At 54.5% G+C, this 24,279-nt stretch carries 21 protein-coding genes; 11 read left to right on the forward strand and 10 right to left on the reverse strand.

All coding sequences use genetic code 11. The features are described 5' to 3' along the window. Positions 1 to 31: 31 nt before the first annotated feature. The 3 genes from yacL to K5Y33_RS14650 form a co-directional block, all read right to left on the reverse strand. A complete protein-coding gene (yacL, locus tag K5Y33_RS14640; RefSeq protein ID WP_101762088.1) occupies positions 32 to 394 on the reverse strand; it encodes a protein YacL in 363 nt (120 codons plus the stop codon). A gap of 170 nt (positions 395 to 564) precedes the next feature. Continuing rightward, the gene (acnB, locus tag K5Y33_RS14645) at positions 565 to 3,162 is read right to left on the reverse strand and encodes a bifunctional aconitate hydratase 2/2-methylisocitrate dehydratase (protein WP_101762089.1); all 2,598 of its coding nucleotides are present in this window, start codon (positions 3,160 to 3,162) and stop codon (positions 565 to 567) included. A 238-nt stretch (positions 3,163 to 3,400) separates the two neighbouring features. Next, positions 3,401 to 3,658: an aldo/keto reductase gene (locus K5Y33_RS14650; RefSeq protein ID WP_370634139.1), complete on the reverse strand. Its 258-nt coding sequence runs from the start codon at positions 3,656 to 3,658 to the stop codon at positions 3,401 to 3,403. 12 nt (positions 3,659 to 3,670) lie between these two features. On the opposite strand from K5Y33_RS14650, the gene K5Y33_RS14655 reads away from it, so the two are divergent. Together K5Y33_RS14655 and K5Y33_RS23805 are read left to right on the forward strand one after the other, a co-directional pair. Further along, on the forward strand, positions 3,671 to 3,913 hold the full coding sequence (locus tag K5Y33_RS14655; protein ID WP_255610343.1) for a LysR substrate-binding domain-containing protein: 243 nt from the start codon (positions 3,671 to 3,673) through the stop codon (positions 3,911 to 3,913). 283 nt (positions 3,914 to 4,196) lie between these two features. Further along, positions 4,197 to 4,343 (forward strand): Hok/Gef family protein, encoded by a 147-nt coding sequence (locus K5Y33_RS23805; protein WP_137385164.1) that lies wholly within the window; start codon positions 4,197 to 4,199, stop codon positions 4,341 to 4,343. 144 nt (positions 4,344 to 4,487) lie between these two features. Here the strand turns inward: K5Y33_RS23805 and lpdA are convergent, their stop codons facing one another. The 4 genes from lpdA to pdhR all read right to left on the reverse strand — a co-directional run bounded on the left by lpdA (position 4,488) and on the right by pdhR (position 11,554). After that, positions 4,488 to 5,912: a dihydrolipoyl dehydrogenase gene (gene lpdA / locus K5Y33_RS14665; RefSeq protein ID WP_008108560.1), complete on the reverse strand. Its 1,425-nt coding sequence runs from the start codon at positions 5,910 to 5,912 to the stop codon at positions 4,488 to 4,490. Positions 5,913 to 6,085: 173 nt separating this feature from the next. Beyond that, the gene (gene aceF / locus K5Y33_RS14670) at positions 6,086 to 7,981 is read right to left on the reverse strand and encodes a pyruvate dehydrogenase complex dihydrolipoyllysine-residue acetyltransferase (RefSeq protein ID WP_222234383.1); all 1,896 of its coding nucleotides are present in this window, start codon (positions 7,979 to 7,981) and stop codon (positions 6,086 to 6,088) included. 14 nt (positions 7,982 to 7,995) lie between these two features. Then, positions 7,996 to 10,662: a pyruvate dehydrogenase (acetyl-transferring), homodimeric type gene (aceE, locus tag K5Y33_RS14675; protein ID WP_101762093.1), complete on the reverse strand. Its 2,667-nt coding sequence runs from the start codon at positions 10,660 to 10,662 to the stop codon at positions 7,996 to 7,998. A 127-nt stretch (positions 10,663 to 10,789) separates the two neighbouring features. After that, positions 10,790 to 11,554 carry a pyruvate dehydrogenase complex transcriptional repressor PdhR gene (gene pdhR, locus K5Y33_RS14680; RefSeq protein WP_008108566.1) on the reverse strand — a complete coding sequence of 255 codons (765 nt, stop codon included), beginning with the start codon at positions 11,552 to 11,554 and terminating at the stop codon, positions 10,790 to 10,792. A 513-nt stretch (positions 11,555 to 12,067) separates the two neighbouring features. Here pdhR and aroP point away from each other — a divergent pair. The 3 genes from aroP (at position 12,068) to K5Y33_RS14695 (ending at position 15,942) form a co-directional block, all read left to right on the forward strand. Then, positions 12,068 to 13,423: an aromatic amino acid transporter AroP gene (aroP, locus tag K5Y33_RS14685; RefSeq protein ID WP_110867537.1), complete on the forward strand. Its 1,356-nt coding sequence runs from the start codon at positions 12,068 to 12,070 to the stop codon at positions 13,421 to 13,423. A gap of 162 nt (positions 13,424 to 13,585) precedes the next feature. Next, entirely contained in the window at positions 13,586 to 14,992 is a 1,407-nt protein-coding gene (locus tag K5Y33_RS14690; RefSeq protein WP_217549097.1) for a glycoside-pentoside-hexuronide (GPH):cation symporter, read from the forward strand. Next, positions 14,989 to 15,942, forward strand: coding sequence for a family 43 glycosylhydrolase (locus K5Y33_RS14695; protein ID WP_222234384.1), 954 nt, complete (start codon positions 14,989 to 14,991; stop codon positions 15,940 to 15,942). Before K5Y33_RS14690 ends, K5Y33_RS14695 begins: the two co-directional genes overlap by 4 nt. Here the strand turns inward: K5Y33_RS14695 and ampE are convergent. Together ampE and ampD are read right to left on the reverse strand one after the other, a co-directional pair. After that, a complete protein-coding gene (gene ampE / locus K5Y33_RS14700; protein WP_222234385.1) occupies positions 15,924 to 16,778 on the reverse strand; it encodes a beta-lactamase regulator AmpE in 855 nt (284 codons plus the stop codon). The two genes, K5Y33_RS14695 and ampE, sit on opposite strands and share 19 nt — an antisense overlap. Positions 16,779 to 16,794: 16 nt before the next feature. Next, the gene (ampD, locus tag K5Y33_RS14705) at positions 16,795 to 17,346 is read right to left on the reverse strand and encodes a 1,6-anhydro-N-acetylmuramyl-L-alanine amidase AmpD (RefSeq protein ID WP_222234386.1); all 552 of its coding nucleotides are present in this window, start codon (positions 17,344 to 17,346) and stop codon (positions 16,795 to 16,797) included. 181 nt (positions 17,347 to 17,527) lie between these two features. Between ampD and nadC the strand changes: the two genes are divergently transcribed. The 4 genes from nadC to hofC all read left to right on the forward strand — a co-directional run bounded on the left by nadC (position 17,528) and on the right by hofC (position 21,625). Beyond that, positions 17,528 to 18,424 (forward strand): carboxylating nicotinate-nucleotide diphosphorylase, encoded by an 897-nt coding sequence (nadC, locus tag K5Y33_RS14710; protein ID WP_222234387.1) that lies wholly within the window; start codon positions 17,528 to 17,530, stop codon positions 18,422 to 18,424. 177 nt (positions 18,425 to 18,601) lie between these two features. Further along, positions 18,602 to 19,045: a prepilin peptidase-dependent pilin gene (gene ppdD / locus K5Y33_RS14715; RefSeq protein WP_101762101.1), complete on the forward strand. Its 444-nt coding sequence runs from the start codon at positions 18,602 to 18,604 to the stop codon at positions 19,043 to 19,045. Continuing rightward, on the forward strand, positions 19,045 to 20,433 hold the full coding sequence (gspE, locus tag K5Y33_RS14720; RefSeq protein WP_101762102.1) for a type II secretion system protein GspE: 1,389 nt from the start codon (positions 19,045 to 19,047) through the stop codon (positions 20,431 to 20,433). The genes ppdD and gspE overlap by 1 nt, the downstream gene beginning before the upstream one ends. Beyond that, positions 20,426 to 21,625: a protein transport protein HofC gene (gene hofC / locus K5Y33_RS14725; protein WP_222234388.1), complete on the forward strand. Its 1,200-nt coding sequence runs from the start codon at positions 20,426 to 20,428 to the stop codon at positions 21,623 to 21,625. The genes gspE and hofC overlap by 8 nt, the downstream gene beginning before the upstream one ends. Positions 21,626 to 21,658: 33 nt before the next feature. Here the strand turns inward: hofC and K5Y33_RS14730 are convergent, their stop codons facing one another. Beyond that, entirely contained in the window at positions 21,659 to 22,699 is a 1,041-nt protein-coding gene (locus K5Y33_RS14730; RefSeq protein WP_110867529.1) for a GMP reductase, read from the reverse strand. Between the two features lie 218 nt (positions 22,700 to 22,917). Here K5Y33_RS14730 and coaE point away from each other — a divergent pair, with 218 nt between their 5' ends. Both coaE and zapD read left to right on the forward strand, forming a co-directional pair. Continuing rightward, entirely contained in the window at positions 22,918 to 23,526 is a 609-nt protein-coding gene (gene coaE, locus K5Y33_RS14735; RefSeq protein ID WP_101762105.1) for a dephospho-CoA kinase, read from the forward strand. Between the two features lie 4 nt (positions 23,527 to 23,530). Further along, on the forward strand, positions 23,531 to 24,274 hold the full coding sequence (gene zapD, locus K5Y33_RS14740; protein ID WP_101762106.1) for a cell division protein ZapD: 744 nt from the start codon (positions 23,531 to 23,533) through the stop codon (positions 24,272 to 24,274). Positions 24,275 to 24,279 lie beyond the last annotated feature (5 nt).

A 24,279-nucleotide genomic window follows, 5' to 3' on the forward strand; every position in this document is an offset into this window, starting at 1 on the left:
GGTCGCCATCAATGGCGACCTTACTGTTTAGTTATTTACCGGCAATAAACAGCCGATAAGCGGCAATCACTGCGAGAAAATCGTCGACGCCACAGAAAGAGAGGCTCTCTTCGTCGTAATAAGTCATGCCCTCTTCCATGCCGTCATCTTCCAGCGCCAGCTGGTTGGCACGAATCATCACCTCTTCATCATCCAGCCACAGCGTGTATTCATGCCCGACACGCTGCCACTGATTGATGGTGCCTTTCACCTGTTGGGCGGCGGCCTCAACCTCATCCAGCAATGGCAGATTGTCTTTGACCTCTTCGTTGAACCAGTGCCCCACCGCTTCGTGGTCCATCGACATACGCACTTTGACCTGACCGGTCAAATCACGCAGAAATTCATATTCCATGATTGCCTCATATTGATGACGCGCTGCGCAGCACAGTGTTAGTGCATTTTGTGCGCAGCACGCTGAATAAAGTGGGATCGCGCTCGCATTATGCCTGGAGATGTCAGCGGAAAAAAGGGCATAAAAAAAGGGACGATTTTCATCGTCCCCTTGTTCATCCCGATAACCGATTAAACGGCAGTCTGGAAGATCACTGTGTCGGCTTTGTCAGTGTATTGTCCCAGCTGATCAAAGTTGAGGTAGCGATACGTGTCAGCCGCGGTCTTATCAACCTGCAGCATGAACTGCTGATACTCGTCCGGCGTTGGCAGCTTGCCAAGCAGCGAAGCGACCGCCGCCAGCTCTGCTGACGCCAGGAAGACGTTCGCGCCGGTACCCAGACGGTTCGGGAAGTTACGGGTTGAGGTGGAAACCACCGTCGCGCCGTCTGCCACACGCGCCTGGTTACCCATGCACAGTGAACAGCCCGGAATCTCGATACGCGCACCGCTCTTACCAAAGACGCTGTAATAGCCCTCTTCGGTCAGCTGGGCGGCGTCCATTTTGGTTGGCGGCGCAACCCACAGACGGGTTGGCAGCTGGCCTTTATGGGCATCCAGCAGCTTACCGGCCGCGCGGAAGTGACCGATGTTGGTCATGCACGAACCGATGAACACTTCGTCAATCTTCTCACCCTGCACGTCAGACAACCAACGCGCGTCGTCTGGATCGTTCGGTGCGCACAGAATTGGCTCTTTGATCTCGGCCAGATCGATATCGATCACCGCCGCGTACTCAGCATCCGCATCGCCTTCCAGCAGTTGCGGATCGGCCAGCCATTTCTGCATGCCTTCAATGCGGCGCTCCAGCGTACGACGATCGCCGTAGCCTTCCGAGATCATCCACTTCAGCAGCACGATGTTCGAGTTGAGATACTCGATGATCGGCTCTTTATCCAGCTTGATGGTACAGCCGGCAGCAGAGCGCTCAGCCGAGGCATCGGTCAGCTCAAATGCCTGCTCAACTTTCAGTTTCGGTAGACCTTCGATTTCCAGCACGCGGCCAGAGAAGATGTTTTTCTTCCCTTTCTTCTCAACGGTCAGCAAGCCAGCTTTGATCGCATACAGCGGGATGGCGTGTACCAGATCGCGCAGGGTGATACCCGGCTGCATTTCGCCTTTGAAGCGCACCAGCACCGATTCCGGCATATCCAGCGGCATCACGCCCGTCGCAGCAGCAAACGCCACCAGACCAGAACCTGCCGGGAAGGAAATACCGATTGGGAAACGGGTGTGTGAGTCACCGCCGGTACCAACGGTATCTGGCAGCAGCATACGGTTCAGCCAGCTATGGATAACGCCATCGCCCGGACGCAGCGACACGCCGCCACGGTTCATGATGAAGTCTGGCAGCGTATGGTGCGTGGTCACGTCGACCGGCTTCGGATAGGCGGCGGTGTGGCAGAATGACTGCATCACCAGGTCAGCGGAGAAGCCGAGGCACGCCAGGTCTTTCAGTTCATCACGGGTCATTGGACCGGTGGTGTCCTGAGAACCCACTGAGGTCATTTTTGGTTCGCAGTATGAACCCGGACGGACACCCTCTACGCCGCACGCGCGGCCGACCATTTTCTGCGCCAGCGAGTAACCGCGGGTGCTAACAGCCACATCTTTGGCTTGCACGAACACATCGCTATGCGGCAGACCCAGCGATTCGCGCGCTTTGGTGGTCAGGCCGCGACCGATGATCAGCGGAATACGACCGCCAGCACGGACTTCGTCCAGCAGCACGTCGGTTTTCAGCTCAAAGGTCGCCAACAATTCGTCGGTTTCGTGATTGCGCACTTCGCCTTTGTACGGGTAAACGTCAATGACATCGCCCATGTTCAGACGATCAACGTCGAGCTCGATCGGCAAGGCGCCCGCATCTTCCATGGTGTTGAAGAAGATTGGAGCAATTTTACCGCCGAGGCACAGACCGCCGCCCTTTTTGTTTGGCACGTAAGGGATATCATCGCCCATAAACCACAGCACCGAGTTGGTGGCGGATTTACGTGAAGAACCGGTACCGACCACGTCGCCGACGTAAGTCAACGGGAAGCCTTTGGTCTGCAGTGCTTCGATCTGTTTGATCGGGCCAATGTTACCCGCATCGTCGGGTTCGATGCCTTCACGGGCGTTCTTCAGCATTGCCAGCGCGTGCAGTGGAATATCCGGACGTGACCATGCATCCGGCGCCGGAGAGAGGTCGTCGGTGTTGGTTTCGCCGGTCACTTTGAACACGGTGGTGGTAATTTTTTCAGCCAGTTTTGGACGCTTCAGGAACCATTCGGCATCGGCCCATGACTGGATAATTTTTTTCGCGTGTGGGTTACCCGCTTTGGCTTTCTCTTCGACATCGTAGAAGTTATCGAACATCAGCAGCGTGTGAGACAGGGCTTCGGCAGCAATCGGTGCTAAGGCTTCATCTTCTAGCGCTTCAATCAGCGCATGGATGTTATAACCGCCCTGCATGGTGCCCAGCAGCTCAACGGCTTTTTCGCGAGTAACCAGAGGAGAGTGGGCTTCGCCCTTAGTGACAGCTGCCAGGAAACCGGCTTTTACGTACGCCGCTTCATCAACACCTGGTGGGACACGGTTGACCAACAGGTCGGTCAGGAATTCTTCTTCACCCGCTGGCGGGTTTTTCAGCAGTTCAACCAGCGCGGCCATTTGGGAAGCATCTAACGGCTTAGGTACGATTCCCTGGGCAGCACGCTCGGCAACGTGCTTACGGTATTCTTCTAGCACGACGTTCTCCTCGCTCTCATTGTATAGCTTTCCGGTGCACCCCTTGATGCTGTCGAACAGTAGGGTGAGGTGCCCGGTTCCGCGTGGGGCAGCATAGCAGCATTTCGCCTGATTGTTAATCTGTTTACAAAAAAGCAACATTCGTGCGTTTTTTAGCAGCTTCATCTGCAAATTGAGCGGGATCACATAAAAAAGCAGGCTATGAAAGCCTGCTTGTTCTCATGTACGCAGAAGAGTGTTAACGATCAACCAGCACAAATTCGCTGTCGCTATAGCGTTCGCCCAGAATATTTTTCTCGCTAAACAACTCGTCCAGCGTGGCGACATCCGCATGACGTAATGCTAAATCGGCGGCGGCACAGCTCTGTTCCAGATGGGCGATTTTGCTGGCACCGGGAATCGGCACAATAAACTCGCCTTGTGCCAGCACCCACGCTAACGCTAGTTGAGCGGCTGTTACATCATAACCTCCAGCCATCTCGGTAAGTTGATTCACTAACTTCTGGTTATGAGCCTGCGCATTCTGCAGGGTAGTAATGAGCGGATATTACAGGCAGCCCGTGCGGGCGTAGGCATTGCCTTTCTGCATGAGGCTACGGTGCGGGAAGATTTAATTCGCGGTGACTTAGTAGAAATACTGGCGGACTTCACTCAGGTAGAAGAAGGATTCTGGCTCTACTATCCGAGCCGTAAATATCTTTCTGCTCCGCTAAGGCATTTTATTGATTGGCTTAAAGAAATTAATAGATAATTAAAAACATCCATTGCTCGATCTATTTAAATGGTTAGATAATATATGAATCCATTAATCATAAATAATTTTAGAATTAAGGTGAAATATAAAAAGTTTGGCGTACACTGCCTGCGGGCGCTTGAGGCAACTTGCTTCAAGCTGAAAAGATTGGGGTAGGTTGTGGAGAGTGAACCCGTGAGATTAATTTTCATTAACCACACGGGTGAGCGACTTAACACCCTAACACCTAGACAATGTCAGGGTAGTCGCTTGCTCGTGCTAAATCAAGAGGAACGTGACTATGAAGTCTATATTCAGCAAGCTGATTATCAGCGGACTCATTCTATTAGGATTGTGTCTGGTTAATCGCAGTTCACTCTGTGAATTACGATTACGGATATTCACTGCTGAATTATCGGCTGTTATGGCTTACGAAGCACAACAGTAAAACTTCACTAGCGGGAGTTCGCTCCCGCTATTCCGGCATTGCGCATGTGTTAGCTCTCGCGCCTTTTTTATTTGTTTATGTAAATAGAACCACTAATAAAAAACGGCTCCTTAAAGGAGCCGTTAATTTATTCGAAGCGCAAACTTATTTCTTTTTCGCTTTAGGGTTCGGCAGGTCCGTGATGCTACCTTCGAACACTTCGGCAGCCAGGCCGACAGACTCATGCAGCGTTGGGTGCGCGTGAATGGTCAGAGCGATATCTTCGGCATCACAGCCCATTTCAATCGCCAGACCGATTTCACCCAGCAGCTCGCCGCCGTTGGTACCGACAATCGCACCACCGATAACACGGTGAGTCTCTTTGTCGAAGATCAGTTTAGTCATACCGTCTGCACAATCAGACGCGATAGCACGGCCTGAAGCGGCCCACGGGAAGGTGGACACTTCGTAGCTGATGCCTTTCTCTTTGGCTTCTTTCTCGGTCAGACCAACCCAGGCAACTTCTGGCTCGGTGTAAGCAATGGATGGGATCACTTTCGGGTCGAAGTAGTGCTTCAGACCCGAGATCACTTCCGCCGCTACGTGGCCTTCGTGCACACCTTTGTGCGCCAGCATTGGCTGACCCACGATGTCACCGATAGCGTAGATGTGCGGTACGTTGGTGCGCATCTGCTTGTCGACGCGGATAAAGCCGCGATCGTCCACTTCCACGCCTGCTTTACCCGCATCAAGGCCTTTACCGTTCGGTACGCGACCAATCGCCACCAGCACCGCATCATAACGCTGTGCGTCAGCTGGCGCTTTTTTGCCTTCCATTGATACGTAGATACCATCGTCTTTCGCTTCAACAGCGGTCACTTTGGTTTCCAGCATCAGGTTGAATTTCTTGCTGATACGCTTGGTAAAGACTTTCACTACGTCTTTATCGGCAGCCGGGATCACCTGGTCGAACATCTCAACCACGTCGATCTCTGAACCCAGCGCTTTATAAACGGTGGCCATTTCCAGACCGATGATGCCGCCGCCCATAACCAGCAGACGCTTCGGCACTTCTTTCAGTTCCAGCGCATCGGTTGAATCCCACACGCGCGGATCGTTGTGCGGAATGAATGGCAGTTCGATTGGACGAGAACCGGCCGCGATGATCGCGTTATCGAAGTTAATGGTGGTTGCGCCACCTTCACCTTCGACCACCAGCGTGTTAGCACCGGTGAATTTGCCGAGGCCAGTCACCACTTTCACTTTACGACCTTTCGCCATACCCGCGAGGCCGCCAGTGAGCTGGTTGATCACCTTCTCTTTCCACGAACGAATTTTGTCGATGTCAGTTTGCGGCTGGCCAAACACGATACCGTGCTCTTCCAGGGCTTTTGCTTCGTCGATCACTTTGGCGACGTGCAGCAGCGCTTTTGACGGGATACAGCCTACGTTCAGACAAACACCGCCAAGGGTGCTGTAACGCTCAACGATTACGGTTTCCAGACCTAAATCAGCGCAACGGAAGGCTGCAGAGTAACCTGCAGGACCTGCCCCAAGTACCACGACTTGAGTTTTAATCTCTGTACTCATCATGACCTCTTGTTTGATTACCGGCAGTCAGGAAAAAGCTTTTCCCAAGCTCTAATGCCCTATATCCGCCGGGACATTTCACCGCGAGAGTTTACAGAATTGTTAACAAACTGCCAACCGCGGCAACATTGAATGCTTACAACAAGGCCGGCTTTCGCCGGCCTTGATTAACTTCACATCACCAGACGGCGAATGTCGGACAGTGTGTTGTTGATGATGGTGATAAAGCGCGCACCATCAGCACCGTCGATCACGCGGTGGTCGAAGGAGAGTGAGATCGGCATCATCAGACGCGGCTCAAACTCTTTACCGTTCCACACCGGCTCCATCGCTGACTTGGAAACACCGAGGATAGCCACTTCCGGCGCGTTGACGATTGGCGCGAAGTGCGTGGTGCCCAGGCCGCCAAGGCTGGAGATGGTGAAGCAACCGCCCTGCATGTCGCCGGCGGTCAGCTTGCCATCACGCGCTTTCTTCGAAATCGCCATCAGCTCGCGGGACAGTTCAGTGATGCCTTTCTTGTTCACATCTTTGAACACTGGAACCACCAGACCGTTTGGCGTATCAACCGCCACACCGATGTTGATGTATTTCTTCAGCGTCAGTTTCTGTGCATCTTCAGACAGTGAACTGTTGAAGCGTGGCATCTGCTCAAGAGCAGCGGCAACGGCTTTCATGATGAACACCACTGGCGTGAATTTCACATCCAGTTTGCGTTTCTCTGCTTCGGCATTCTGCTGTTTGCGGAACGCTTCCAGATCGGTGATATCGGTTTTGTCGAAGTGTGTAACGTGCGGGATCACCACCCAGTTACGGCTCAGGTTGGCACCGGAGATTTTCTGGATACGGCCCAGTTCAACTTCTTCGATTTCGCCGAACTTGCTGAAGTCCACTTTCGGCCAAGGCAACAGACCTGGCAGGCTTCCGCCACTGGCTGCTGCAGCCGGAGCCGCTTCAGCGCGTTTCACTGCGTCTTTGACGTAAGTCTGCACGTCTTCTTTCAGGATGCGACCTTTACGGCCGGTACCTTTGACTTTTGCCAGGTTAACGCCGAACTCGCGCGCCAGGCGACGAATCACCGGCGTCGCGTGTACGTAAGCATCGTTCTCAGCGAACTCGCCTTTCGCATCCGCTTTCGCTGCTGCTGGGGCCGCTGCCGGTTTCGCGGCTTCTGCCGCTGGAGCCGCTTCCTGCTTAGCCGCAGGCGCCGCAGCCGGTGCCGCGCCTTCCACTTCGAACACCATGATCAGTTTACCGGTGCTGACTTTATCGCCAGTCGACACTTTCAACTCTTTCACGGTACCAGCGAACGGTGCAGGCACTTCCATTGAGGCTTTGTCGCCTTCAACCACGATCAGGGATTGCTCAGCAGTGACTTTGTCGCCCACTTTCACCAGGATCTCGGTGACTTCAACTTCGTCGCCACCAATGTCCGGCACGTTGACGTCTTTAGCGCCAGACGCCGCAGGTGCTGCTGCTGGAGCCGCTTCCTGTTTAGCTGCTGGAGCAGCCGCCGGCGCTGCGCCTTCTGCTTCGAACACCATGATCAGTGAACCGGTGTTCACTTTGTCGCCGGTGGAGATTTTGATCTCTTTCACCACGCCCGCGAACGGTGCCGGGACTTCCATTGAGGCTTTGTCGCCTTCAACGGTGATCAACGACTGCTCAGCCGTTACGGTGTCGCCCACTTTGACCAGGATCTCAGTGACTTCAACTTCGTCGCCGCCGATGTCCGGTACGTTGACTTCTTTGCTGACCGCAGCAGCGGCAGCAGCTGGAGCAGGAGCGGCTTCCGCTTTCTTCTCTTCTGCTGGCGCTGGCGCCGCTTCTGCGGCACCTTCTGCGTCAAAAATCATAATCAGCGAGCCGGTTTCTACTTTGTCGCCGGTCGAGATTTTGATCTCTTTAACCACGCCCGCCTGCGGCGAAGGCACTTCCATGGAGGCTTTATCGCCTTCCACGGTGATCAGCGACTGTTCAGCTTCAACTTTGTCGCCCACCTTTACCAGGATTTCGGTGACTTCAACTTCGTCTGCCCCGATGTCCGGTACGTTAATTTCGATAGCCATTACTCTCTTACCTCTTATGCCAGACGCGGGTTAACTTTATCGGCGTCGATATTGAATTTGGTGATGGCTTCTGCCACCACTTTCTTATCGATTTCACCGCGTTTAGCCAGCTCACCCAGCGCAGCCACAACCACATACGATGCATCCACTTCGAAGTGGTGACGCAGGTTTTCACGGCTGTCAGAACGACCGAAGCCATCGGTACCCAACACGCGATAATCGCTGGAAGGCACGTAGCTGCGAACTTGTTCTGCGAACAGCTTCATGTAGTCGGTCGATGCGACGGCCGGTGCTTCGTTCATCACTTGCGCGATGTAAGGTACGCGTGGCTCATCGGTTGGATGCAGCATGTTCCAGCGCTCACAATCCTGACCATCACGCGCCAGTTCGGTGAACGAGGTCACGCTGTAGACGTCAGAAGCGATGCCGTAATCTTTCGCCAGGATCTGCGCGGCTTCACGCACGTGACGCAGAATTGAACCTGAACCCAGCAGCTGCACTTTGCCTTTGCTACCTTCTACGGTTTCCAGCTTGTAGATACCCTTACGGATACCCTCTTCCGCACCCTGCGGCATCGCAGGCATGTGGTAGTTTTCGTTCAGCGTGGTGATGTAGTAGTAGATGTTTTCCTGCGCTTCGCCGTACATACGCACCAGGCCATCTTGCATGATGACCGCGATTTCGTACGCGTAAGACGGATCGTAAGAGATACAGTTCGGGATAGTCAGCGACTGAATGTGGCTGTGACCATCTTCGTGCTGCAAGCCTTCGCCGTTCAGCGTAGTACGACCTGAAGTACCGCCCACCAGGAAGCCGCGTGCCTGCATATCGCCGGCCAGCCACATCAGATCGCCGATGCGCTGGAAGCCGAACATCGAGTAATAGATGTAGAACGGAATCATCGGCAGGTTGTTGGTGCTGTAAGAGGTCGCCGCCGCCAGCCAGGATGAACCTGCGCCCAGCTCGTTGATCCCTTCCTGCAGAATCTGGCCTTTCTCGTCTTCTTTATAGTACGCAACCTGCTCGCGGTCCTGCGGGGTGTACTGCTGACCGTTCGGGCTGTAGATACCAATCTGACGGAACAGACCTTCCATACCGAAGGTACGGGCTTCGTCGGCAAGGATTGGAACCAGACGATCTTTGATCGACTTGTTCTTCAGCATCACGTTCAATGCACGCACAAAGGCGATGGTGGTGGAGATCTCTTTATTCTGCTCTTCCAGCAGTGGACGGAACTCTTCCAGCGTTGGCATTTCCAGCTTCTCGCTGAACTCAGCCTGACGCGTTGGCAGGTAGCCGCCCAACTTCTCACGCTGACCGTGCAGATAGTTGTACTCTTCAGAGCCTTTTTCGAAGGTGACGTATGGCAGCTCTTCGATTTTGTCATCGGCCACCGGCACATTGAAGCGATCGCGGATGTAGCGAACGCCATCCATGTTCATCTTCTTAACCTGGTGGGCGATGTTTTTACCTTCAGCAGTGTCACCCATGCCATAACCTTTGATGGTATGGGCCAGAATCAGCGTTGGCTGACCTTTGGTTTCCTGCGCTTTTTTCAGTGCAGCGTAGACTTTCTTCGGATCGTGGCCGCCGCGGTTCAGCGCGAAGATCTCTTCGTCTGACCAGTCTTTCACCAGAGCTGCGGTTTCCGGATATTTACCGAAGAAGTGCTCACGTACGTACGCGCCGTTACGGGATTTGAAGGTCTGATAATCGCCATCAACGGTTTCGTTCATCAGCTGAATCAGCTTGCCGCTGGTGTCCTGACGCAGCAGTTCATCCCAACGACCGCCCCAAATCACTTTGATCACGTTCCAGCCAGCACCGGCAAAGATGCCTTCCAACTCGTTGATGATCTTACCGTTACCGGTGACCGGGCCGTCCAGACGCTGCAGGTTACAGTTGATGATGAACACCAGGTTGTCCAGCTTCTCGCGGGTGGCGATGGTGATCGCACCTTTGGATTCCGGCTCATCCATCTCGCCATCACCGAGGAAGGCGTAAACGGTTTGTGCTGAGGTGTCTTTCAGACCGCGGTGTTCCAGATACTTCAGGAATTTCGCCTGATAGATCGCGTTCAACGGACCCAGGCCCATTGATACGGTTGGGAACTGCCAGAAGTCCGGCATCAGTTTCGGGTGCGGGTAAGAAGAGAGACCTTTGCCCTGCACTTCCTGACGGAAGTTGTTCATTTGGTCTTCGCTCAGACGACCTTCAAGGAAGGCGCGGGCGTAGATACCTGGAGAAATGTGACCCTGGAAGAAAACCAGATCGCCGCCGTCTTTGTCGCTACGCGCGCGGAAGAAGTGGTTAAAGCACACTTCATAAATGGTCGCGGAAGACTGGAAGGAGGACATATGGCCACCCAACTCCAGATCTTTCTTCGACGCACGCAACACCGACATGATGGCGTTCCAACGAATTGCGGAACGGATACGACGTTCAAGAGAGGTGTTGCCCGGATAGTCCGGCTCATCTTCAACAGCAATAGAGTTAATGTAGTTGCTGATTGCAGAGGAACCTGCGGCAACTTTCACGCCACCTTTGCGTGCTGCACTCATTACCTGATCAATCAGATACTGCGCGCGCTCAACACCTTCTTCACGGATGACCGATTCGATCGCTTGTAGCCAATCACGAGTTTCGATCGGATCCACGTCATTCTGTAAACGTTCTGACATGGGGTGTATTCCTTATCTGTGTCTAATACGTTGAAATTATCAGGAGCCTGTCTTCTTGTGCTTTGCTTCTGGTTCACAGCACAAGAAGACAGGCCCGTCGTGTTTTCCGCACGTTCGTTGCCGTGCGTTATTCCTTACGTTGCTGTAAACGACGCAGGGAGCGTTCACGACGACTCTGCTCCCGACTTCTATCCAGCAAGATTTCCTCAATGAACGCCAGGTGACGATGAGATGCCTCGCGTGCTTGTTCTGGCTCACGAGCTACAATCGCCTCGTAGATACTGGCGCGGTGACCGCTCACTTTCGCCAGCATTTCCCGACGAGCGTAGAGCAATTCAAAATTCTGACGGACGTTTTGTTCCAGCATAGGGCCCATGGAACGCAGCAGATGCAGCAACACCACATTATGGGCGGCTTCTGTGACAGCGATCTGATACTTCATCACTGCATCCGCTTCGGCGTCGAGATCGCCGCTGTCCTGTGCCTGCTGAATATGAACATGGCAGTCGCGGATGCGCTGCAGATCTTCATCGGTGCCACGCAGTGCCGCGTAATAGGCTGCCACGCCTTCCAGCGCATGGCGGGTTTCCAGCAGGTCAAACTGAGATTCTGGATGTTCGGCAAGCAGACCGACCAGCGGGTCGCTCAGGCTTTGCCAGAGATTTTTTTGGACGAAGGTGCCGCCGCCCTGACGACGTAGCAGCAGGCCTTTAGCTTCCAGGCTCTGAATCGCTTCGCGCAGGGATGGACGTGAGACATCAAACTGTTTCGCCAGTTCACGCTCGGGGAGCAGTTTTTCACCCGGCTGGAGCGTCCCTTCCATAATGAGGGATTCCAGCTGTTGCTCAATCGCATCGGAGAGCTTGGGTTGGCGAATTTTACTGTAGGCCATCTTCCCTTCTTATCAGCCAAACGTCCGGAGTAAATTGGTAATACCAATTGAAAAATGGTGCCGGTAAAGTAACAAAGTATTCACCTTGTGTCTATATGGGTGCGGTCACACTTCAGGGGAGGATCGTAGCGCTGGTGCGCTAACCTACCGGCATCAAGCGAGAAATCCCCCGCACGCGGCAAATGTTAATGAATTGCACTTTTACCTAACCTTACACTGAGTTAGCGCCCAGAAAACGGCCCAACCATAAGGGAAACCTATTCGTGTTCACCCTTTTTTCATGGCAGAAATACTGCGACGGGCGCGCAGAGGATGCTGCTGCTTTTTCAGTCATCTCTCAGCACAAAAAGCAAAAGCAGGTGCAAACTGACGCGCTTATCACTATTCTGAACGCCGTGGTAGCTCATGCATGCACACAGCACGCCAGATACCGTAAAGAAAAGAATACATTAAGGTAAACAGCCTTACAGTGCGCGCACTGCAGGTGCACAATAACAACATCACGAGGTTTGTATGGAACAACAGCATGGCGACACGCTGCACCGCGGCTTAAAGAATCGCCATATTCAGCTGATTGCGCTGGGCGGAGCCGTAGGTACTGGCCTGTTTCTGGGTAGCGCATCAGTGATTCAATCGGCCGGTCCGGCCGTGATTCTGGGATATGCGATTGCCGGTTTTATTGCCTTTCTGATCATGCGCCAACTCGGCGAGATGGTGGTTGAAGAGCCGGTTGCCGGCAGCTTCAGTCACTTCGCCTACAAATATTGGGGCAACTTCGCCGGTTTCGCCTCGGGCTGGAACTATTGGGTGCTGTATGTGCTGGTTGCCATGGCCGAACTCACCGCTGTGGGCAAGTACGTACAATTTTGGTGGCCGGATTTTCCTACCTGGGCCACCGCCGCCATCTTCTTTGTATTGATCAACGCCATTAACCTGACCAACGTCAAAGTGTTCGGTGAGATGGAGTTCTGGTTCGCGATTATCAAAGTGGTCGCGGTCATCGGCATGATTCTTTTCGGTGGCTGGTTGCTGTTTAGCGGCAACGGAGGCCCGCAGGCGAGCGTCAGCAACCTGTGGGATCAGGGCGGCTTCCTGCCGCACGGCATGACCGGATTGGTGATGATGATGGCAATCATTATGTTCTCGTTTGGTGGTCTGGAGCTGGTGGGCATCACTGCCGCAGAAGCCGACAATCCACAAGAGAGCATCCCGAAAGCCACCAATCAGGTGCTGTGGCGTATTCTGATTTTCTATATTGGCTCACTGGCGGTGCTGCTTTCGCTGCTGCCTTGGACGCGAGTCACTGCCGATACCAGCCCGTTCGTGCTGATTTTCCATGAGCTGGGCGATGCCTTTGTGGCCAACGCGCTGAACGTGGTAATCCTGACGGCGGCGCTGTCGGTCTACAACAGCTGCGTTTACTGCAACAGCCGCATGCTGTTCGGCCTGGCGCAACAGGGTAACGCGCCGAAAGCATTGCTGAAAGTGGACAGTCGCGGCGTGCCGGTCGCCACCATTCTGGTCTCAGCCGTAGCGACCCTGCTGTGTGTACTAATCAACTACCTGATGCCAGGCGAAGCCTTTGGCCTGCTGATGGCGCTAGTGGTTTCCGCACTGGTGATCAACTGGGCGATGATCAGCCTCGCGCATCTGAAATTCCGTAAAAAGAAAGACCAACAAGGTGTCACCACGCGCTTTAAAGCTGTTCTCTATCCGCTGGGTAACTGGATCTGCCTGGTGTTCCTCGCCGGTGTGTTGGTCATTATGCTGATGACGCCGGGCATGGCGATATCGGTATGGTTGATTCCGGTATGGCTGGTGATTCTGGCTATCGGTTACACCATCAAGAACAAACTACAGAAAGCGTAATGTTGTTCCCTGCCCGGCACGCTGATGCCGGGCAGCACTTCTGATCTGGCTCACACTTTTCCCCGCCCGCGCGTTTTGTCCATCTACCCGACCATTTGCTCCCCAGCAGATTACTGATTTTGCACAGATAATTCCTGCTCATCATATCGCTGGAGACGATCAATGAAAGGAGCAGCCCTCTCGTTCAGAGAGAAACTGGGATATGGCATGGGCGATGCCGGATGCAACATGATTGGCGGTGCCATCATGCTGTTCCTCAATTATTTCTACACTGATGTGTTTGGTTTAGCCCCGGCGCTGGTCGGTACGCTATTACTGTCGGTACGCGTACTTGATGCGGTAACCGATCCGATCATGGGGGCGATTGCCGATCGTACGCACAGTCGCTGGGGCCGCTTTCGTCCGTGGCTGCTGTGGGTTTCCGTGCCTTACGTGCTGTTTAGCGTGCTGATGTTCACCACGCCGGAGTGGAGCTACGACAACAAGGTTATCTGGGCGTTTGTCACTTACTTCCTGATGTCACTCACTTACACCGCCATCAACATTCCTTACTGCTCGCTGGGCGGTGTGATCACCAACGATCCGGGTGAGCGCGTGTCATGTCAGTCCTATCGCTTTGTGATGGTGGGCATTGCCACGCTGATCCTCTCACTTTCGCTGTTACCGATGGCCGAATGGTTTGGAGGCGACAACAAAGCGCGCGGTTACCAAATGGCCATGGGCGTGCTAGCGCTGATCGGTTTGGCGATGTTCCTGTTCTGTTTTGCCAATGTGCGTGAACGCATTCATCCTGCGACGCCAAGCAACGATGATTTGAAACAAGATCTGCGCGACGTGTGGAAAAACGATCAGTGGGTGCGCATTCTGCTGCTCACCTTCTGCAACGTCTGCCCCGGTTTTATCCGCATGGCCGCCACCATGTATTACGTTACCTGGGTGATGGGGCAATCAACGCACTTTGCCACGCTATTTATCAGCCTTGGCGTCATCGGCATGATGTTCGGCAGCACGCTGGCGAAAATCCTCACCGATCGCTGGTGCAAGCTCAAGGTGTTCTTCTGGACCAACATCGCACTGGCGCTGTTCTCCTGCGGCTTCTACTGGATTGATCCGCACGCCACCGTCGCGGTGGTCATCGCCTACTTCCTGCTGAATATCCTGCACCAGATTCCCTCGCCGCTACACTGGTCGCTGATGGCCGACGTGGATGATTACGGCGAATGGAAAACCGGCAAACGCATCACTGGTATGAGCTTCTCCGGCAACCTGTTCTTCCTCAAAGTGGGGCTGGCGGTGGCGGGGGCGATGGTCGGTTTCCTGCTGTCGATTTATGGCTACGATGCCGGCGCAAAACAGCAGGCTCCTAACGCGATTAACGGCATCATGCTGCTGTTCACGGTCATTCCGGGCGTGGGATATCTGATCACTGCCGGCGTCGTGCGTTTAATGAAAGTGGATCGCAACTTAATGCGTACGATTCAGGCCGATCTGGCGCTGCGCCGTGCCCATTCACACCACGAATCCCCTATCGCGTCCTCTGCGACTGCGCAACCCGGAGAGATCAAATGAGCTGGCCCAATCCTTTTATTACGCAACGCGCCGATCCCTTTATTCTGCGCCATGCCGATGGCTACTATTTTATCGCCTCGGTGCCGGAATATGACCGACTGGAGATTCGCTATGCCTCAACGCTGACTGGCCTGATTGAGGCAGAAGCAGTAACGGTGTGGCACAAACCGGATACCGGCCCGTTTAGCGCGCTGATCTGGGCGCCAGAACTGCATCACATCAACGGGCAATGGGTGATCTATTTCGCCGCCGCACCGACGCGGGCGATAAAAGATGGCCTGTTCCAGCACCGCATGTATGCGCTGGTGTGTAATGATGCCGATCCGCTGAGCGGTTACTGGCAGCCCTGCCGCCGCGTACATACGCCCATCGACTCCTTCTCACTGGACGCCACCTACTTCCACCATCAAGGTAAACACTGGTATCTGTGGGCGCAAAAAGATCCGGCGATTCCCGGAAACTCTAACCTGTATCTCGCCGAGTTGCTCAATCCGTGGACGCTAAAAAGCGCCCCGCTGATGCTGAGCCGACCGGAGTATGAATGGGAGTGCGCAGGATTTAGCGTTAATGAAGGACCGGCGGTGATTCAGCATGGCGACCAGCTGTTTGTCACCTATTCCGCTAGCGCGACCGATGAAAATTACTGTCTAGGGATATTAAGCATTGATGTGTTGGCCGATCCGCTCAACATCAACGCCTGGCGTAAATCCGCGCGACCGGTATTTGCCACCAGCTGGGATAATCAGCAGTACGGGCCGGGACACAACAGCTTTACGGTGGATGAAGCGGGAAGAGCGGTCCTGGTGTATCACGCGCGTAATTACACCGAAATTGAGGGCGATCCGCTGTGGGATCCGAATCGCCATACGCGCTTGAAATATTTCGACTGGCGCGAAGACGGCACACCGGATTTTGGCGTGCCGCCAGCCGATCACACCAGCGTGCCGTAGATCGTCAACAGCGCGACCACCACCACCAGCACCAGAGAAATACGTTTCGCCAACGCCACTGCAACACGTGGCGTTTCAACTTTATCCATGTGCGGATCGCGCGCCAGCGAGAACTGCGCCAGGCTGGTCAGCACCTGATATTGCGGGCGATGCAGATCGCCCAGCGCGGCAAACCACGCTGGCAGCGCACGTTCGCCGTGGCCGAGCAACGCGTAAGCCACGCCGGCCAAACGCACGGGGATCCAGTCCAAAACGTGCAGCAGACGATCAACGCCAGACTGCGAGCGCGCCAGCGGCGTCTGATGCTTAGCCAGCCAGCTCTGCCAGGTTCGCAGAAACGCATAACCCACCAGCAGCACCGGGCCGTAAGGTCCACCGACCACAAACCAGAACAGCGGCGCAAGATAGAAGCGGAAGTTAATCCAAATCAGCGCGTTCTGCAGTTCACGCAGGAACTCGCGCTCGCTGCACTCAACCGGCACGCCGTGAATCAGCGTCAGTTCGGCCGCCATCGCCTGATGCGCCGCTTCATCGTCATGGCTCGCGGCTTTGAGATAGCTGTGATAGTGCAGTCGCACCGAACCCGCGCCGATACACAGCAATCCCACCAAAATCCAGAACAGCAGTTGCGCCACGCCAAACAAGATGCCTTTCAGGCTCCACACCACCAGCCAGACGATCAGCATCGCTACCACTGTCATCATCAGCGTGCGCAGCAGGGAAAAACGCTGGCGGCCACGAAACAGCGGCTCCAGCCGATGGTCCAGTTGCCAATGCTCACCCAACTTAAACAGGCGTTCCCAACCTAAAACCAATAACAAGCTAAACAACGTCATACCCGCTCCTGCTGTCTCAGGGATTCTCCTGCCTGATGGATTCTTTATAGCGCAACCAGTCAAAAGAGGAACCGGGATCGGTTTTCCGCTCTGGTGCGATATCGCTATGGCCGGTGATGCGCGCAGGCGTCAACGGATAGTGCTGCAGCAGGAGTTGAGTCACCTGTTGCAAAGTCGCGTACTGGGCATCGGTATAGGGCAGCGTATCAGTGCCTTCCAGTTCAATGCCCATGGAAAAATCGTTGCAGCTTTCACGTCCTTCAAACTGCGACACGCCGGCGTGCCAGGCGCGCTGATCGAAAGAGACGTATTGCACCAGCTCGCCGTCGCGACGGATTAAACAGTGCGCCGCCACACGTAAATGGGCGATGTCCGCAAAATAGGGATGCACATCGGCAGGCAACGTGCCGGTAAATAAGCGATCAATCCACGGCCCGCCAAACTCACCGGGCGGTAAGCTGATGTTGTGAATCACCAACAGCGAGGGCACTTCATCATTTGGACGCTGATTGAAGTGTGGTGAAGGTACTTTACGCGCGCTGGTAATCCAGCCCTCTTCCAGTTTCATGCTGTTAAATCCTAAGCAAAATCAGGCTGAGAATAACATGTTTCACCCAGCAGACTTGCGACTTAATGCGCCGACACAGTTGAGTTCAGGATACTAAACATTTCACCGCCAGCAACTGGCAATCGTCGATAAATCAGGCTAAGGTGAGCGCACGAAATTTCGTCTTGTGAAGGGGCAAACCATGGCAACGCGTCGTTACGATCCCGATCATCGCCGTCAGGAACTGATTAAACGTATAGAACAGGATATCCCGGAGGCCGTTGCCCGGGCGCTTCAGGAGGATTTAGGTGGCGAAGTGGATGCGAATCGCGATATCACCGCGTTGCTGCTGCCAGCAGAAAAGCAGGCGGTGGCAAAAGTCATCACCCGTGAAGCCGGTGTTTTTTGTGGTAAACGCTGGGTAGAGGAAGTATTTATCCAGCTCGGTAATAAAGTTACTCTTAACTGGCATGTAGAAGATGGACAAGCGCTGGTTGCCGATCAGCTGCTGTTCGAGCTTACCGGCCCGGCGCGCCTGCTGTTAACCGCAGAACGCACCGCACTCAACTTCGTGCAGACGCTCTCTGGCGTGGCCACCGAGGTTAGCCGTTATGTCGCCCTGCTGGCGGGCAGTGAAACCCAGTTGCTTGATACACGCAAGACCTTGCCAGGCCTGCGTACCGCGCTGAAATATGCGGTGTTGTGCGGTGGCGGTAATAACCACCGTTTAGGCCTTTCGGATGCTTTCCTGATAAAAGAAAACCACATTATCGCCAGCGGCTCGGTGCGTAACGCCGTAGAAAAAGCGCTGTGGCTGTCGCCGGATGTGCCGGTAGAAGTTGAAGTTGAATCGCTGGCGGAACTGCAGGATGCCATCGATGCCGGAGCGGACATCATCATGCTCGACAACTTTAGCCTTGAGATGATGCATGCAGCGGTTGCGCTAACCCACAAACGCGCGCTGCTGGAAGTCTCTGGCAACGTAACCGAAACCACGCTGCCACAAATTGCCCAGACCGGCGTTGATTATGTCTCTGTTGGTGCGCTGACCAAACATGTACGTGCGCTGGATCTGTCGATGCGTTTCCGCGAGCTTTAATGCCCCGTTCTGCCGCGTGTTAGTGCGGCAGATATGCGAGCTGGCTTCCAAAATGCTGTTATCTCCGCTGTAAATCTGACGATTCTCTGCGCGATGCTTTCCAGCATCGCGCCGCCATGACTTCCGCTTTCCCTCGTCCTTTTCTACCGTAGCGGCTCCACAACAAGGAGCCTCACTATGGACAGACAACGCGGTTTTACCCTTATCGAATTAATGATTGTGATTGGCATCGTCGCCATTCTCAGCGCCATCGGTTTACCGGCCTATCAAAACTACCTGCAACGCGCAGCGCTCACCGACATGCTACAAACCATGGTGCCGTACAAAACAGCAGTAGAACTCTGTGCCATTGAGCGCGGCGGACCGGCGCAGTGTCAGGCAGGAGAACGCGGCATTCCGGTGGCCAAAGGTTCGCGCTATGTGGCAACGCTGAGCGTGGTCAACGGAACCATCAACCTGACCGGCCAGGAAAGTCTCAGCGGATTAACGGTTGAAATGCTGCCGATTTGGAGCGCAACGGATGGCACGTTGAGCTGGCAACGCACTTGTACCAGCGATAACAGCAGCCTGCGCGATAGCTGCCTCGAGCAGTTTCGCTTTGCCGACAAGGATGCCAACTGATGGACAACCCTAATAGTGCGCTGCACACGTTGTGCGCCCGTTATCAGGCGGTGATTCTGCACCATGACGCCACGCTACTGCGCGTAGCGGTAGCCGACACACCCGATCCGCTGCTGCTGGAAGCGCTACAGTTCGCCAGCCAGTGCAAGGTGGAGGTCGAGTGCTGGCCTGCGGCACGGCTTGAGCAGTTGCTACACGAGCCGGATGCCGCTGCAGCACCACGTGAACAGGCCAGCGCTGAGTCAGCGATTAACGCGGTCGATCAGATTTTGCGCCAGGCCATTCAGCGGCGCGCCTCAGATGTGCATTTTGAACCGCAGCGCCATGGACTGCGGGTGCGTCTGCGCATCGATGGCGTGTTGCACAAACTACCTCAGCCTTCTGAAGCACAACCCGCTGCGATTCTGGCGCGCCTGAAAATTCTTGGAGGATTGGATATCGCCGAACGGCGTCTGCCGCAGGACGGACAGTTTACGCTGGAAATAGAGGACAAACTGGCGGCGTTTCGACTCTCTACGCTACCGGTAAGCCAGGGTGAAAAAGCCGTGGTGCGGCTGCTACAAAGTGAAAACAGCGCCATCACCCTCGATAAACTCGGCATGCCCGCAGCACAACTGCGTTTACTGAAAAACGCGCTGGCGAAACCGCAGGGTTTAATTCTGGTCACCGGACCGACCGGCAGCGGTAAAACCTTCACGCTCTATAGCGGGTTAAGCGCGCTTAATGTGCCAGAGAAGAACGTTTGTAGCGTGGAAGATCCGGTTGAGATCCCGCTGGATGGTATTAATCAAACGCAGATCCAGCCGCGTAGCGGGCTCGATTTCAATCGTGTGCTGCGCGCACTACTGCGCCAGGATCCCGATGTGATTATGGTGGGGGAAATCCGTGATGCCGAGACGGCCAGCATCGCCGTTAAAGCAGCGCAGACCGGCCATCTGGTGCTTTCCACACTGCATACTAACTCGACTGCTGAAACCCTGACGCGCCTGCGCCAGATGGATATTCCCGGTTATCTGCTGGGCCCCGCTTTGCAGTTGGTGGTGGCGCAGCGTCTGGTCAGACGCTTGTGCGTGCATTGCCGTCAGCCGGGACAAGCCATCGCCCATCTGCCGGCCGAACTCTGGCCGGGCACACTGCAAACCTGGCGAGCGCCGGGCTGTGATCACTGCTTCTCCGGCTATTACGGGCGGCTGGCGCTGTTTGAAGTCTTGCCGCTAACCAGCAAATTGCAGAATGCTATCTCGGCAGATATGCCGCTGGAACATCTGCTAACGCTGGCAAATGAACAGGGAATGAAAACATTGCTAGCTGCGGGGCTGGAAGCAGTAAGTCGCGGCGATACTTCTTTCGAAGAGATGCAGCGCGTGGTGGGACTGGGCGATGGCTAATCTCTATCATTTCCGCTGGCAGGCTCTTGATACCATGGGTGTGCTGCAGGAGGGCGAATCACTTAATGCCAGCCAGGATGCGTTGCTCAATCAACTCTCCGATCGCGGCATGCTGCCGGTGAACTGGCAGCGTGGAAAATGCTGGCGTTCGCGCGACTGGAAGTGGCAGCAAAAAATCGATTTGGTGCGGCAACTGGCGACGCTGCTAAAGGCCGGCTTACCGCTGGCGGAAAGTCTGATTCTGCTGGCAGAAGGCCATCCTCATGCCGGTTGGCGGGTATTACTGAAAGGATTGCAGCGCCGCGTCATCGCCGGTGAGCCCTTCTCGCAAGCCTTGCAGGAGTGGCCGCAGATCTTTCCCCCGCTGTTTCCCGCTTTGATGCAAGTGGGTGAATTAACCGGCCAACTCGACGAGTGCTGTCGCCAGCTGGCGCAGCAGCAAAGCAAGCAGCAATACTTACGGCAAAAAGTGGTGAAGGCGCTGCGCTATCCTCTGTTTATCTTGCTGGTAGCGCTCGCGGTCAGTGCTGGCATGCTGCTTTTTGTTTTGCCAGAATTTGTCTCTGTCTATGCCAGTTTTGATGCGCCGCTGCCCGCTTTTACTGCTGCAGTGATGTCGCTGTCAGAACTGCTGCAGAAGGCCGCGCTGCCGCTGTCGCTAGTAGGTGCCGTATTAGTGATGATTGTGCATCAGACTTATCGACGTTCGGTACCGTGGCAAAAGCGCGTACATCAATGGTTACTGCGTATGCCACTGTTATCTCCGCTGTGGCGCGGCGGGCAGCTCAGCCAGATATACGCCATCCTGCAACTTACACAACAATCCGGTTTGACCTTGTTGCAAAGCCTGCAGGCGGTTGAAGTGACCTTGGTATCGCGATTGTGGCGCGATGCCATCGTTCAGTTGCAGCAGCACATTGCTGCGGGTGCGCCGCTGCATCAGGCGCTGCAACAGCATCTGCTGTTTACACCCCTGTGTGCCCAACTCATCCGAGTGGGTGAAGAAGCAGGTGCGTTAGATGTGATGCTGGCACGGCTGGCGGAGTGGCACGAGGCGCAAACATTAGCGCGCGCTGATGCTCTGGCGGCATCGCTGGAACCGATGATGATGGTGGTAATCGGCGGGATTGTTGGCACCTTAGTGATTGCAATGTATCTGCCGGTATTTGGTCTTGGCGATGCCATTCGATGACGGGCACGCGCGATGCGCGCCCGTTGGCAGAGATTAACGAGTGAACACGCGGTTCTCTTGTTCAGCGACGCGGATAAAGGTGGTGCGTTTCGTCAGCTCTTTCAATCGTTCAGCACCGACGTAGGTACAGGCCGAACGTAAACCGCCGAGGATATCTTTAACCGTCTCCTCAACCGGGCCGCGCACTGGTAACCGCACGGTTTTGCCTTCCGCCGCACGGTATTGTGCGACACCGCCAACGTGGCGTTTCATCGCCGATTCGGAGCTCATGCCGTAGAACAGCATAAATTTCTCACCCTGTTCTTCGACGATGGTTCCTTCACACTCGTCATGTGCCGCAAGCATGCCGCCGAGCATGGTGAAATCTGCACCGCCCCCGAAAGCTTTGGCAATGTCACCTGGAACCGAGCAGCCGCCGTCGCTGACGATTTGTCCGCCTAAACCGTGTGCCGCATCTGCGCACTCGATAACGGCAGAAAGCTGAGGATAACCAACGCCGGTCTTCACGCGTGTAGTGCACACTGAGCCGGGGCCAATACCCACTTTGACGATATCTGCGCCAGACAAAATCAGCTCTTCCACCATTTCACCGGTAACCACGTTGCCTGCGCAGATGGTTTTACCTGGGAAGCTTTCACGCACGCGCAGCAGGAACTGAACGAAGTGCTCAGAGTAGCCGTTAGCAACGTCGATGCAGATAAAGTTGAGCTGCGATGATAACGCCAGAATGGCGGATAACTTCGTGAAATCTGATTCTGATGTACCAGATGAGACCATCACATGACTCAGCACCGCCGCTGGCACGCGTTGTACAAATGCCTGCCACTCTTGCACGCTGTAATGTTTATGCACTGCGGTCAGTACGTTAAAACTCGCCAGGGCTTCAGCCATCGTGAAAGTACCGACGGTATCCATGTTGGCGGCAATAATCGGTATGCCACTCCAGTTCAAGCCTGAGTGTTTAAAGGTGAAGGTGCGTTCCAGCTCAACCTCGGAACGGCTTTTCAAAGTGGAACGTTTTGGGCGGATCAAAACATCTTTAAAGCCCAGTTTTAAATCTTCTTCAATGCGCATAGCTGATTATCCTGGTTAGTGACGACGAACCGCGGTTCGGGTAGCGCTCACGGCTCCAGTGTCGTTATCATACGCGCCATTCGTTCCGCGACAAGACTGCGAATTTCACTTTATTTAGGCTACAATCCCTTAAATTTAGCTGAGAAAATTGATTGTGATCATGCTCTCATCTTGCTGTGGTTAATCGCCGCTCACGATATAAATTTTGCGAGAACGCTATGCCTTATACCGTTGCGCTCACCGGCGGCATTGGCAGTGGTAAAACCACTATTGCCAACGCTTTCGCAGCGCTAGGCGTTGATATTATTGACGCTGACGTCATTGCCAGAGAAGTTGTTGAGCCCGGAACGCCTGCTCTAAAGGCGATTGCTCAGCGTCATGGAGATACCATTTTGACGGCAGAAGGCACGCTCTATCGTGCGCGGCTTCGTGAAATTATTTTCCAACAGCCACAAGAGAAAAATTGGCTCAATCAGTTGCTTCATCCACTCATCAACGCCCGCACGCAACAATTAAAATTATTGGCCACCTCACCTTATGTGCTTTGGGTGGTGCCGCTGTTGGTCGAAAACGGCTTACAGCATCAGGCCGATCGCGTGTTGGTCGTGGATGTGGATACCGCCACGCAGTTGCAACGCACCCAACAGCGAGATGGTATTTCGCTAAGTCAGGCGAAAAATATTCTTGCCGCACAGGCTAGTCGCGAACAGCGTCGGGCCTGTGCGGATGACATCATTGATAACAGTGGTACGCCTGAACAGGTGCTACCGCGCGTTGCTGAGCTTCACCAGCGCTATCTACGCCTGGCAGCAACCGGAAAGGATTAACATCATGAGCACAATTGTTCTGTTTGAACACCCATTGAATGAGAAGATGCGCACCTGGCTGCGCGTCGAATATCTGATTGATCAGCTGCATGAAACGGTGCCGGTTAACGGTTCGGTATCAGCACTCGGCGTTTTCCGTATTCTTAGCGATTTACTGGATATTTTTGAGCGTGGAGATATGCGCACTGAATTGTTAAAAGAACTGGAGCGCCAGCAACAAAAATTACGCGCCTGGCTGGATGTGCCAGGCATTGATGAACTGCGCGTGAATGATCTGCGTCAGCAGCTGAAGCAATGCTCAAGCGAACTCATGGCGGCACCGCGCATGGGCCAACAGTTACGTGAAGATCGCCTGGTTGCTCTGGTACGTCAGCGTTTGAGCATTCCCGGCGGCTGCTGCAGTTTCGATCTACCCAGCCTGCACATCTGGCTGCATCAGGAGCAAGCGGTGCGAGATGTTCAGGTGAATGGCTGGCTGGCATCACTGAATCCGCTGCGTAATAGTTTGACGATGATCCTCGATTTGGTGCGTCAGTCTGGCATATTTCGTCATCAAACCAGCCTCAACGGTTTTTATCAGGATAACGCCGAAGGATCCGATTTACTGCGCCTGCAATTAACTCTGGAAGACGCGCTGTACCCACAAGTCTCGGGTCACAAAAGCCGTTATGCGATTCGTTTCCTGCCATTAGACAGCGAACGCGGAGAAGTACCAGCCCGACTGAATTTTGAATTAGCTTGTTGTTAGAGGAA

Source organism: Pantoea sp. DY-17 (genome assembly GCF_019795975.1).
Lineage (GTDB): Bacteria > Pseudomonadota > Gammaproteobacteria > Enterobacterales > Enterobacteriaceae > Pantoea > Pantoea leporis.